At 62.2% G+C, this 12,865-nt stretch carries 8 protein-coding genes and 2 rRNA genes; 8 read left to right on the top strand and 2 right to left on the bottom strand.

Features of this window, described 5'->3' with window-relative positions; genetic code table 11:
• Window positions 1–39: 39 nt before the first annotated feature.
• A complete protein-coding gene (locus ELQ94_RS09260; protein WP_127049396.1) occupies window positions 40–819 on the bottom strand; it encodes an SDR family oxidoreductase in 780 nt (259 codons plus the stop codon).
• 100 nt (window positions 820–919) lie between these two features.
• Here ELQ94_RS09260 and ELQ94_RS09255 point away from each other — a divergent pair, with 100 nt between their 5' ends.
• From ELQ94_RS09255 to ELQ94_RS09245, 3 genes are all read left to right on the top strand, one after another.
• A complete protein-coding gene (locus tag ELQ94_RS09255; RefSeq protein WP_166404704.1) occupies window positions 920–1,396 on the top strand; it encodes a MarR family winged helix-turn-helix transcriptional regulator in 477 nt (158 codons plus the stop codon).
• A 48-nt stretch (window positions 1,397–1,444) separates the two neighbouring features.
• Window positions 1,445–2,575 carry a class I SAM-dependent methyltransferase gene (locus ELQ94_RS09250; RefSeq protein WP_127049393.1) on the top strand — a complete coding sequence of 377 codons (1,131 nt, stop codon included), beginning with the start codon at window positions 1,445–1,447 and terminating at the stop codon, window positions 2,573–2,575.
• A gap of 73 nt (window positions 2,576–2,648) precedes the next feature.
• A complete protein-coding gene (locus ELQ94_RS09245; RefSeq protein ID WP_127049391.1) occupies window positions 2,649–3,527 on the top strand; it encodes a DUF817 domain-containing protein in 879 nt (292 codons plus the stop codon).
• Between the two features lie 45 nt (window positions 3,528–3,572).
• Here the strand turns inward: ELQ94_RS09245 and ELQ94_RS09240 are convergent, their stop codons facing one another.
• Window positions 3,573–4,604: a TerC family protein gene (locus ELQ94_RS09240; protein ID WP_208007597.1), complete on the bottom strand. Its 1,032-nt coding sequence runs from the start codon at window positions 4,602–4,604 to the stop codon at window positions 3,573–3,575.
• A gap of 344 nt (window positions 4,605–4,948) precedes the next feature.
• On the opposite strand from ELQ94_RS09240, the gene clpS reads away from it, so the two are divergent.
• The 5 genes from clpS (at window position 4,949) to ELQ94_RS09215 (ending at window position 12,832) form a co-directional block, all read left to right on the top strand.
• The gene (gene clpS / locus ELQ94_RS09235) at window positions 4,949–5,224 is read left to right on the top strand and encodes an ATP-dependent Clp protease adapter ClpS (protein WP_243696976.1); all 276 of its coding nucleotides are present in this window, start codon (window positions 4,949–4,951) and stop codon (window positions 5,222–5,224) included.
• Entirely contained in the window at window positions 5,221–5,847 is a 627-nt protein-coding gene (locus ELQ94_RS09230; RefSeq protein WP_127049385.1) for a DUF2017 family protein, read from the top strand. The genes clpS and ELQ94_RS09230 overlap by 4 nt, the downstream gene beginning before the upstream one ends.
• A 26-nt stretch (window positions 5,848–5,873) precedes the next feature.
• A complete protein-coding gene (locus ELQ94_RS09225; protein WP_127049383.1) occupies window positions 5,874–7,079 on the top strand; it encodes a glycosyltransferase in 1,206 nt (401 codons plus the stop codon).
• Window positions 7,080–7,772: 693 nt separating this feature from the next.
• Window positions 7,773–9,294 (top strand): 16S ribosomal RNA (locus ELQ94_RS09220).
• A 419-nt stretch (window positions 9,295–9,713) separates the two neighbouring features.
• Window positions 9,714–12,832: ribosomal RNA gene (locus ELQ94_RS09215) — 23S ribosomal RNA — on the top strand.
• The 16S and 23S rRNA genes sit together here, the layout of an rRNA operon.
• Window positions 12,833–12,865 lie beyond the last annotated feature (33 nt).

The raw sequence follows: 12,865 nt of genomic DNA, 5'->3' as shown, positions 1-12,865 counted from the left end.
GGGTCGGTCGCTCCTGAATACGGGTCGCCCGGTCGCCGATCACCAGGTGGAGTCGCCGCGGATGACGGCGTCGCTGCCGCCGTCCACGAACACGACCTGCCCGCAGAGGTGGGAGTTCTCCTCGCTCACGAGCCACGCGAGCAGTCGCGCCGGCACGTTCGCGTCCGCGAAACCGCCGAGGGGCATGGGTACGCTCTGCCGGATCTGCTCGCGTCCTTCCTCGGTCGCGAGGAGCGGCTCGGTCATCGCCGTGACGATGACGCCGGGCGCGATCGCGTTGAGGGGGATGTTCTCCCCGGCCCACGCCGGGGTCGTCGCGTTCCGCCGGATCCAGCGCGCGAACGCCTGCTTGCTCGACGAGTAGATCTGGTGGCCCGTCGTGGGGTCACCCGCGAGAACGGTGCTCCGCTCGAGAGCCCGGGGCTCGTCGCCCGCGAGCAGGAGGTCGACGAGTTCGTCGTCGGCCGGGTGGAGGCTCGCCATGGAGGCCACGCCGACGGCGCGCGGCGCGGACGATCCCGCGAGGAGTGGTCGGAGGCCCTCGAGCGTCGACACCATGCCGAAGTAGTTCACTCCGACGGTCGCCGGGATCGGGGCGGAGAGCCCCGCGATCGCGAGGATGCCGTCGAGCCGGCCCCCGCTCAGTCGTTCGACCTCCGAGACGAGGGTGGCTCGGCCGTCCTCGGTCGTGAGGTCGACGTTCACGTCGGCGTCGTGCAGGTCGACGCCGATCACGGTGTCCCCCCTCGATGTGAGCAGTTCGCTCGTGGCGCGTCCGATTCCGGATGCGGCGCCGGTGACGACATGGGTGCGGGTCATGATGTTCTCCTTCGAACGTCGGTGGTTGGCGCTTTCGTGCGCCGGAATGGCATACGAAAGGTTTCCCATGGAAAGGATATCGAGGAGGTACCGTGTTGCCATGGCCGGATCGGACGAGATGCACTATCGCTCCGACCTCGTGGGCCTGCTCACCGATCTCCAGGGCATCTGGTCCGATCCGGCGTTCGGCCGGCGACTCCCCGGGATCCGGGAGCACGGGCTCTCGGCGATGGAGGTCCGGGTGCTGTGGACCCTCGGCTTCCGCGGGCCCCTCCGCGGATCGGCTCTCGCCGACCTCCTCGGGACCGGAGCCCCCACCGTGAGCAAGGCCGTCGCGAAGGTCGAGGCCAGGGGATGGGTGGATCGGCACCGGGACGAGGCGGACGGGCGCGCGCATGATCTCGTGCTCACCGACGCGGGGAAGGCGGTCGCTCGAGACCTCTTCGACGCCGGCGACGCCATGATGGACGAGCTCCTCGCCGATTGGACCGACGATGACGTGCGTGCGGTCACGGGTTACCTCGATCGACTCCTGACCCGGTCGCGCACGTTCGCCTCCGGCCTCGACACCGACTGACGACGGGCCGGCCCCTGCGACGACCGGTGTCCGAAGTACCCTGAGGGGATGCCCTTCGATTTCACCGCCCTCCGCCGGTTCCCCGATGTGGAGGCCCCGAATCTCCAGGCCTTCGATGCGAGCGATCGTCTCGTGCTCGACGAGTCCGCCGCGGCGCTCGCCGGGATCGAGCCGGGCGAGCTGACCGTCATCGGTGACGACTACGGCGCTCTCTCCCTCGGTGCCATCGCCCTGCACGGCGCTCGGCGGGTGCGGGTGCAGCAGGACGCGCTCTCCGGGGAGCTCGCGATCCGGGGCAACGCCGAGCGGCTCGGCCTTGAGGGCGAGCTCGTCGTCGGGGGGCTCGACGCGGCGCTCGTCGACGGAGCCCGCGTGGTGCTCCTGCAGCTCCCACGATCCCTCGATGCCCTCGACGAGATCGCAGGGCTCGTCGCGCGGCACGCGCACCCGGATGTCGTCCTCTTCGCCGGGGGACGTGTGAAGCACATGACCCTCGCGATGAACGAGGTCCTGTCGCGGCATTTCGGCGATGTCCAGGCCAGCCTCGCCCGCCAGAAGTCGCGCGTGCTCGTGGCGCGCTCGCCGCGGGCGGAGACGCAGGAGTCGCCGTGGCCTCGGCAGCGCCGCGACGAGTCCCTCGACGTGGAGGTCGTGGCGCATGGATCGGCGTTCGCCGGCGCGCGTGTGGACGTGGGCACACGCTTCCTCCTCGAGCACATCGACCGGCTCTCGGAGGGAGCCCGGACCGCCCTCGACCTCGGGTGCGGGACCGGAGTGATCGCGGCCCTCGTGGCGAAGCGGCGTCCGGATCTGTCGATGATCGCGAGCGATCAGTCCGCGGCAGCGGTCGCTTCCGCGCGGGCGACGGCGGACGCGAACGGTGTCGGCGATCGCGTGCGCGTGGTGCGCGACGACGCTGCCTCCGAGATCCCCGCCGGCTCGATCGACCTCGTCCTGCTCAACCCGCCGTTCCACATGGGCAACACGGTGCACGCCGGTATCGCGGAGAAGCTCTTCGCCGCAGCGGGCCGAGTGCTCGCTCCCGGCGGCGAGCTCTGGACCGTGTGGAACACGCCGCTCGGTTATCGGGCAGCCCTCGAACGCCACGTCGGCCCCACCCGCCAGATCGCCCGCAACGCGAAGTTCACCGTCACGCTGTCCACGCCGCGTCCGTCATGAGCGTCCGCCCCTGGGGCGACCGGATATCCTGACGGATCGTGGGGGACGGACTCGGGACGGTGGGGGCGGAACCATGACGCGATACACCCCGGTCGAGGAACGCATCGACGCCCTCGCACACCGCCTCCTCAGCGATTCCTCCACCACCGGAGCCCGCGCACGGCTCGTCGAGTTCCTCGTCTTCGGTGCGAAACAGGCGTGGGCGTGCGTCTTCGGCGCGCTGCTTCTCGCGGTGATCGTGGCCGCGCGGCTCTGGTGGCCGGACGACGCGGCCCTCGCTCGGAACGACCTGCTCGTGCTCGCCGCCGTCGCCATCCAGGCGGGCATGCTGCTCGGCCGGCTCGAATCCGGCCGGGAACTCTGGGTGATCGTGCTCTTCCACGTCGTCGGCACGGGCATGGAACTGTTCAAGACGAGCGTGGGTTCGTGGAGCTACGAGGACGGCGGTGTCCTGCACATCGGGGCGGTCCCGCTCTTCAGCGGATTCATGTACGCGGCCGTCGGGTCCTACATGGTGCGGGTGTACCGGCTCTTCGATCTGCGGTTCGCGCGCTATCCGCTGGTGTGGCTGACCGCCCTCGTCGCGGGCGCGATCTACGTGAACTTCTTCACCCACCACTACGTATTCGACGTCCGGTGGTTCCTCATCGCGGCGATCGTCGTGGTCTACGCGCGAACGGCCATGCACGTCCGCGTTTTCCGCTCGACGTTCCGCATGCCGGTGCTGCTCGCGTTCCTGCTGGTGGCGCTCTTCATCTGGATCGCGGAGAACATCGCGACGGCCGCCGGCGCCTGGATCTACCCGCATCAGGAGGCGGGGTGGACCCTCGTCCCGCTCACGAAGCTCGTCGCCTGGTATCTCCTGATGATGATCTCGGTCGTGCTCGTGACGTTCGTCTACCCGCCGAAGCCCCCGCCACAAACCCGTGAGGTGTCGCAATCTGTTGTCTGACGGGCTCGTCAGGCAACGTTTTGCGACACCTCACGCGGGCGTTTGTCAGTGGGAGCCCGAGCTCACCGCGGATCCACCGCCGGGGGGCGTCGCGTCGTCGTCGGGACGGCCGACCTTGTCCCCGCGCGTCTTCCGCAGGCTGAGCACCGTGGCGACCGCGATCGTCAGGCCGATGAACACGAGCGAGAACCAGATCGGGATCTCGGGGGCCCACAGCATCGGCTCGCCGCCGTTGATGAACGGGAGTTCGTTGACGTGCATCGCGTGGAGCACGAGCTTCACACCGATGAAGGCGAGGATGACCGCGAGGCCCTGAGCCAGGTAGACGAGACGCTCGAGCAGTCCGCCGATGAGGAAGAAGAGCTGGCGCAGACCCATCAGGGCGAACGCGTTGGCGGTGAAGACGATGTACGCCTCCTCCGTGAGCCCGTAGATGGCGGGGATCGAGTCGACCGCGAAGACGAGGTCGATGACACCGATCGCGAGGATCACGAGGAGCATCGGGGTGAAGAAGAACTTCCCGTCGAGCTTCACCGACAGCTTGTCGCTGTGGTAGTCGTCGGTGATCGGCAGGACGCGGCGGGCGAACTTCACGAAGCGGCCGTTGGCTGGGTCGGACTCATGGTCGCTGAAGGCCTGGCGGTAGGCGAGGACGAGCAGCAGCGCGCCGAAGATGTAGAAGATCCACGAGAAGTTGTCGATGAGGGTCGCGCCCACGGCGATGAAGATGCCGCGCAGGATGAGCGCGATGATGATGCCGATCATCAGCACCTTCTGCTGGTAGGCCTTCGGCACCGCGAACCCGCTCATCACGATGAGGAACACGAAGAGGTTGTCGATCGACAGGGCCTTCTCCGTGAGGTAGCCGGCGAAGTACTCGCCGCCGAAGGTCCAGCCGGACACCATGCCGATGCCGACTCCGAAGAGGAGCGCGAGGCCGATGTAGAAGGCCGACCATCGAGCGGATTCGCCGATCGTCGGTTCGTGTGGCTTCCGGACGTGCGCGAAGAACTCGTACACGAAGAAAGCGATGGTGACCGCGATGGTGATCAACCAGATGGTGGGGGTGACGTTCACAGAGTGCTCCGAAGGGTCGGCGGATGTGACCAAAGTCTCATCCGCCCCCGAGCGACACCGACCGGTTGCGGATCTTTTCCCGCCCATGTCATGTGACGTGGACGGATGCGGATCGGTTCCGTGTGGTGACTGCTGCGAAGGCCGACGCTCCGGGAACCCGACGGCGGGCCCGTACTGACGAAGACGTCGGAGGTGGATTACTCCCCTTGCGCCGACGATCGTAGCGTCCGAACCTGGGCGATCACCCGGAACGCATCCGCTCGCGGACGCTGGCTGATCGGCGTGCATCGCACCCCACGGCGTGACAGGCTGGAGGGGTGACGACGACCCTCTCCGACACCGACATCGCGCGGGACACCGATGTCGTGGACGAGGCCGCATTCGCCTCCCCGTGGGTGACGATCGTCTGGAACGACCCCGTCAACCTCATGTCCTACGTCTCGTTCGTGTTCCGGAGCTACTTCGGCTTCGCGCGGGAGGAGGCCGAGCGGCTCATGATGCTCGTGCACAACGACGGCCGGGCGGTCGTCGCGACCGGCAATCGCGAGGAGATGGAGCGGCACGTCGAAGCCATGCACGGCTACGGGCTCTGGGCGAGCATCACGAAGGCCGACGTATGACCGCGTTCGGTGTGACGGACGCCGGAGACGTCCTCGCACGATTCGACGCGGCGGAGACGAGGATCCTCCTGTCCTTGTCTGGCCAGCTCGCCGAGATGCTCGCCGACGTGGCGGAGCCGTCGGCCGGCCTCGACCCGGCCATCGGTCGGCTCTTCCCCGACGCCTATCGGGAGGACCCCGACGCCTCGGCCGAGTTCAGTCGCTTCACGCGCACCGACCTCGCCGCCGCCAAGGTCGCCGCGGCCTCCACGGTGCAGCGCTCTCTCGCCAGCACGTCGGCGAGCGATGACGATCCGAGCCCGTCCTCGGTCGCCGGCGCCGGCGCCGTCCCCTCCTCATCCGATGCCGAGTTCGTGCTGGACACCGAGGCCGGCTGGTCGTGGTTGCGCCATCTCACCGATCTCAGACTGACGATCGCCGCGCGCCTGGGCGTCGTCGACGATCCGAACGCGTTCGACGAGGAGCCCGACCCCGCGCAGACGTCCGACGACGACCTGCTCGCCCGCGGACTCTTCGACTGGCTCGGCTACGTGCAGGAGCTCCTCATCGCCGCCCTCGAGGAAGGCGCAGCCGTGCGCGCCGCGGGGAACGGCGGGACCGGCACGGCCTCCCCTCCCGTGTGAGGTCCCACCCGTAGCCTGGGGGGATCATGCACATCCTGATCGTGAGCGACCAGCACGCTGAATCGGCCGGGGGCGTGCAGGTGTCGATCCGGTTGCAGACGAAGTTCCTCGAGCGCGCGGGTCACGCGGTCACGGTCTGCGCACCGCGCATGCATGCGCCACACCGGCTGGACCCGCACGACGTGGACACCCGATCGATCCCGATCACCCTCGATCGCGAGTACTCGGCATCGCTCCCCGGGCGCTGGTCGGATGCGGCTCTCGACCGGGCGATGGCGTCCCGAGCCCCCGTCGACGTCGTCCACGTGCAGGCCGACTTCTGGCAGGCCGCGATCGGGTACCGCTTCGCCGAACGTCACGGACTCCCCGTCGTCCACACCTTCCACAACCACATGGAGTTCGGTATCGAGCAGGTCGTGCCGTTCCCGCGGCTCGCGGTCCGCGCGATGGTGTGGGCGCAGGGGCTGGTCCTGAAGCCCCGTCGATCATCGCTTCCCACGAGTGCGTGGCGATTCCTCGACGAGCTCGCCAAGCGCGCGTCGGCCCTCGTCGCGCCCAGCTCGCACTTCGCCTCCCTCCTCGAGAGCAAGGGCGTGGGGACCGCCATCGACGTCATCCCCACGGGAGTGGACGACGATCTCGTGGAAGAGGTGCGCGGGGAGTCGACGATCGACGCGGACGTCGTGCCGGCAGGTGAGCGACGGCCTGTCTTCTTGTGGATCGGTCGGATGAGTGCCGAGAAGCGTCTCATGGAGTTTCTCGAGGCGGTCCGTCTCTCGGGTGCGGACGCGGAGTTCCGTCTCTACGGCGCCGGCCTCCTCCTGTCCAAGGCACGCGCGTTCGTCGAGCGTCACGGTCTGGGGGACCGCGTGGTGTTCGCCGGCCGGGTTCCCTACCGGGAGTCGTTGCGCGCCATGGGTGCGGCCGACGCACTCGTGCAGACGTCGATCGGCTTCGAGACGCAGGGCATGACGGTGTTCGAAGCGACGGTGATGGGCACCCGCTCGATCGTGAGCGACCCGGCCGTGGCGGGGGAGCTGCCGGCCGGTTCTCATTGGCAGCCGCGCGATGGGTCGATCGCCGCTCTCGCGGAGACCCTCGCCGAGGTGTCCACGGCCATTCGGACCGGCACGCTCCGCCCGATGCCCGGAAACACGGGGGATGGGCTGCGTCAGAGCGCCCAGACCGAGCGGATGATCGCCGTGTACGAGCGGGTCCTGCGCACCTCCTAGGTGGGTGGCGCCATCGGGGCTCATCGGCCCCGACGGCTCGACATCCGCGTGTTTCCGCGGATCTCGGCCGCGACACGCCCGGGATGCGGGCGCAATTTGCCAGACCCCCAGGACCCACGTAATGTCTTCCTTGTTGCCCCGAGCGGAACGGAAAGCGGGAAGCAGCGAGTGAGTCAAAATCACTCGGATGCTCAGCTCCGAACCCCAAGTAGCAGCCACAAAATCCAAAGCCTAATACGCTGATCCTCTTGTAGTGATCGCCTCACTTGGCTAAGGTAAGAAATCCACTCCGGAGCATGTCAAATGCCCCACTCGCTTGTCGCTGAGTTATCTAACTCTGACAAGCGGAAGCGAATTTGACACAGCGAAGAGAAGTGGTAAGGTAGAAAAGTTGCCCCGAACGGCTGCCGAAAGGCTGATCGGCGGGAGCGCCCGATCCTTGAGAACTCAACAGCGTGCACAATGTCAAATGCCAAAAACCTCGTGACTGTGGTGACATTAGTCAACATCACTGACGCAAGTCAGACGCCGACTTCGGTCGGCGGGTCGTGAGATTCCTTTGGAATAAATATTGAACAACAAAGCAAGTCAGTAATGATTTGTTCTGTCAGTTTCGAACTCGTACTGCTCCTACCCATTCCGGTGGGACGGTACACAAAATGTGCCGGACGCTTGCGTCCGTGCAAATAAACATTTACGGAGAGTTTGATCCTGGCTCAGGACGAACGCTGGCGGCGTGCTTAACACATGCAAGTCGAACGGTGAAAGAGAAGCTTGCTTCTCTGGATCAGTGGCGAACGGGTGAGTAACACGTGAGTAACCTGCCCTTGACTCTGGGATAAGCGTTGGAAACGACGTCTAATACCGGATACGAACCGTGGAGGCATCTCCTGCGGTTGGAAAGAATTTTGGTCAAGGATGGACTCGCGGCCTATCAGGTAGTTGGTGAGGTAACGGCTCACCAAGCCGACGACGGGTAGCCGGCCTGAGAGGGTGACCGGCCACACTGGGACTGAGACACGGCCCAGACTCCTACGGGAGGCAGCAGTGGGGAATATTGCACAATGGGCGAAAGCCTGATGCAGCAACGCCGCGTGAGGGACGACGGCCTTCGGGTTGTAAACCTCTTTTAGCAGGGAAGAAGCGAAAGTGACGGTACCTGCAGAAAAAGCACCGGCTAACTACGTGCCAGCAGCCGCGGTAATACGTAGGGTGCAAGCGTTGTCCGGAATTATTGGGCGTAAAGAGCTCGTAGGCGGTTTGTCGCGTCTGCTGTGAAAACGCGAGGCTCAACCTCGCGCCTGCAGTGGGTACGGGCAGACTAGAGTGCGGTAGGGGAGATTGGAATTCCTGGTGTAGCGGTGGAATGCGCAGATATCAGGAGGAACACCGATGGCGAAGGCAGATCTCTGGGCCGTAACTGACGCTGAGGAGCGAAAGCATGGGGAGCGAACAGGATTAGATACCCTGGTAGTCCATGCCGTAAACGTTGGGAACTAGATGTGGGGACCATTCCACGGTCTCCGTGTCGCAGCTAACGCATTAAGTTCCCCGCCTGGGGAGTACGGCCGCAAGGCTAAAACTCAAAGGAATTGACGGGGGCCCGCACAAGCGGCGGAGCATGCGGATTAATTCGATGCAACGCGAAGAACCTTACCAAGGCTTGACATATACCGGAAACGTCTGGAAACAGTCGCCCCGCAAGGTCGGTATACAGGTGGTGCATGGTTGTCGTCAGCTCGTGTCGTGAGATGTTGGGTTAAGTCCCGCAACGAGCGCAACCCTCGTTCTATGTTGCCAGCACGTAATGGTGGGAACTCATGGAAGACTGCCGGGGTCAACTCGGAGGAAGGTGGGGATGACGTCAAATCATCATGCCCCTTATGTCTTGGGCTTCACGCATGCTACAATGGCCGGTACAAAGGGCTGCAATACCGTAAGGTGGAGCGAATCCCAAAAAGCCGGTCTCAGTTCGGATTGAGGTCTGCAACTCGACCTCATGAAGTCGGAGTCGCTAGTAATCGCAGATCAGCAACGCTGCGGTGAATACGTTCCCGGGCCTTGTACACACCGCCCGTCAAGTCATGAAAGTCGGTAACACCCGAAGCCAGTGGCCTAACCCTTGTGGATGGAGCTGTCTAAGGTGGGATTGGTAATTAGGACTAAGTCGTAACAAGGTAGCCGTACCGGAAGGTGCGGCTGGATCACCTCCTTTCTAAGGAGCATCTGACTCGCTCGCTTCGGCGATCGAGTCCAGAGCCAGCTTCGAGGCGAATGTCCTCGACTGGAAGCTCATGGGTGGAACATTGACATTGATGAAGCACTGAAGAACGAGATCTCAGTACGCCGGCTTGCCGGTTGGAAACGATCGACTTCGGAACGGCTTCATATGCACGCTGTTGGGTCCTGAGGGACCGGGACGGATCGTCAGATCCTGAACGAACCTCTGGGCCTTTTGTGTTGGCATCACTTGCCGGCATGAAGGGCACCGCCCGTACTTTGAGAACTACACAGTGGACGCGAGCATCTTAGATTCAGACTTTCGAGTCTGAGTCACAAAGATCAAAGACCCTCTTCGGAGGGTCGTAGATCATTGGTCAATTTCTTTAGAGAAATCGATTCAAACTCATGTGATTTCAAATCTTTAAGAGCAAACGGTGGATGCCTTGGCATCTGGAGCCGAAGAAGGACGTAGTAATCTGCGATAAGCCTCGGGTAGCTGATAAACAAGCTTTGATCCGAGGATTTCCGAATGGGGAAACCCCGCTGGGCCCGCAAGGTGACCCGGTGACTCCCGCCTGAATATATAGGGCGGGTAGAGGGAACGTGGGGAAGTGAAACATCTCAGTACCCACAGGAAGAGAAAACAAAAGTGATTCCGAGAGTAGTGGCGAGCGAAATCGGAACAGGCTAAACCGAGCGTGTGTGATAGCTATCAGGCGTTGCACGTTCGGGGTTGTGGGACTTTCCAGACCGCGCTGATAAGCGGTCGGCATTAGAACGTCGTATAGACGAATGGCATTGAAAGGCCAGTCATAGAGGGTGCAAACCCCGTAGTCGAAATGCGGCAATCGTGCGGAGAGTATCCCAAGTATCACGGGGCCCGAGAAATCCCGTGTGAATCCGTCAGGACCACCTGATAAGCCTAAATACTCCCAGATGACCGATAGCGGACAAGTACCGTGAGGGAAAGGTGAAAAGTACCCCGGGAGGGGAGTGAAATAGTACCTGAAACCGTTTGCTTACAAACCGTTGGAGCCTCCTTGTAGGGGTGACAGCGTGCCTTTTGAAGAATGAGCCTGCGAGTTAGCGATATGTGGCGAGGTTAACCCGTGAGGGGAAGCCGTAGCGAAAGCGAGTCTGAATAGGGCTATTCAGTCGCATGTCCTAGACCCGAAGCGAAGTGATCTATCCATGGCCAGGTTGAAGCGACGGTAAGACGTCGTGGAGGACCGAACCCACTTAGGTTGAAAACTGAGGGGATGAGCTGTGGATAGGGGTGAAAGGCCAATCAAACTTCGTGATAGCTGGTTCTCTCCGAAATGCATTTAGGTGCAGCGTTGCGTGTTTCTTGCCGGAGGTAGAGCTACTGGATGGCCGATGGGGCCCAAAAGCTTACTGACGTCAGCCAAACTCCGAATGCCGGTAAGTGAGAGCGCAGCAGTGAGACAGTGGGGGATAAGCTTCATTGTCGAGAGGGAAACAACCCAGACCACCAACTAAGGTCCCAAAGCGCGTGCTAAGTGGGAAAGGATGTGGAGTTGCACAGACAACCAGGAGGTTGGCTTAGAAGCAGCCACCCTTGAAAGAGTGCGTAATAGCTCACTGGTCAAGTGATTCCGCGCCGACAATGTAACGGGGCTCAAGCACGCCACCGAAGTTGTGGCATTGACATTATTGGTAGGCCTTCGTGGTCCAGCCGTGTTGATGGGTAGGAGAGCGTCGTGTGGCGAGTGAAGCGGCGGTGTGAACCAGCCGTGGACGCCACACGAGTGAGAATGCAGGCATGAGTAGCGAAAGACGGGTGAGAAACCCGTCCTCCGAAAGACCAAGGGTTCCAGGGCCAGGCTAATCCGCCCTGGGTAAGTCGGGACCTAAGGCGAGGCCGACAGGCGTAGTCGATGGACAACGGGTTGATATTCCCGTACCGGCGAAGAACCGCCCAAGCTAATCCAGTAGTGCTAAGAGTCCTAACCCGGACGACTGATTCCCTTCGGGGATGACGCTTCCGGTCTAACGCTCGAACCCGTCTGGTGCGGTTAGCGTATTAACAGGTGTGACGCAGGAAGGTAGTCAGTCCTGGGCGATGGTTGTCCCAGGCCAAGGTTGTAGGCCGAGAGATAGGCAAATCCGTCTCTCATATAAGGCTGAGAACTTAAGGGGAGCACGCAAGTGCAAGATCTGATGATCCTATGCTGCCAAGAAAAGCATCGACGCGAGGTTCTAGCTGCCCGTACCCCAAACCGACACAGGTGGTCAGGTAGAGAATACCAAGGAGATCGAGAGAATCATGGTTAAGGAACTCGGCAAAATGCCCCCGTAACTTCGGGAGAAGGGGGGCCTAAGGCGTCAAGGGATTTACTCCCGGAAGCGCTGCAGGGCCGCAGAGACCAGTGGGAAGCGACTGTTTACTAAAAACACAGGTCCGTGCCAAGTCGCAAGACGATGTATACGGACTGACGCCTGCCCGGTGCTGGAAGGTTAAGAGGAAGGGTTAGCTTCGGCGAAGCTCAGAATTTAAGCCCCAGTAAACGGCGGTGGTAACTATAACCATCCTAAGGTAGCGAAATTCCTTGTCGGGTAAGTTCCGACCTGCACGAATGGCGTAACGACTTCCCAGCTGTCTCAACCGTGAACTCGGCGAAATTGCACTACGAGTAAAGATGCTCGTTACGCGCAGCAGGACGGAAAGACCCCGTGACCTTTACTACAGTTTGGTATTGGTGTTCGGTGTGGCTTGTGTAGGATAGGTGGGAGACTTTGAAGCTGGCACGCTAGTGTCGGTGGAGTCGTTGTTGAAATACCACTCTGGTCACTCTGGATGTCTAACTTAGAACCGTAATCCGGTTCAGGGACAGTGCCTGATGGGTAGTTTAACTGGGGCGGTTGCCTCCCAAAAAGTAACGGAGGCGCCCAAAGGTTCCCTCAACCTGGTTGGCAATCAGGTGTCGAGTGTAAGTGCACAAGGGAGCTTGACTGTGAGACTGACAAGTCGAGCAGGGACGAAAGTCGGGACTAGTGATCCGGCAGTGGCTTGTGGAAGCGCTGTCGCTCAACGGATAAAAGGTACCTCGGGGATAACAGGCTGATCTTGCCCAAGAGTCCATATCGACGGCATGGTTTGGCACCTCGATGTCGGCTCGTCGCATCCTGGGGCTGGAGTAGGTCCCAAGGGTTGGGCTGTTCGCCCATTAAAGCGGTACGCGAGCTGGGTTTAGAACGTCGTGAGACAGTTCGGTCCCTATCCGCTGCGCGCGTTGGAAATTTGAAAGGATCTGACCCTAGTACGAGAGGACCGGGTTGGACGAACCTCTGGTGTGTCAGTTGTTCTGCCAAGAGCACCGCTGATTAGCTACGTTCGGGATGGATAACCGCTGAAAGCATCTAAGCGGGAAGCCGGCCTTAAGATGAGATTTCCATGCCTTCGGGCGAGAGGCTCCCAGCCAGACTACTGGGTTGATAGGCCGGATGTGGAAGAGAGGACTAACGACTCTCGGAGCTGACCGGTACTAATAAGCCGATGATTTGATAATCACTACACTCATACTGTTGTAAGGCTGGTATGA

This window comes from Labedella endophytica (assembly GCF_003990045.1).
Lineage (GTDB): Bacteria > Actinomycetota > Actinomycetes > Actinomycetales > Microbacteriaceae > Labedella > Labedella endophytica.
The sequence above is the reverse complement of the archived record's forward strand: the minus strand, read 5'-3'. Positions and strand labels throughout refer to the sequence as shown.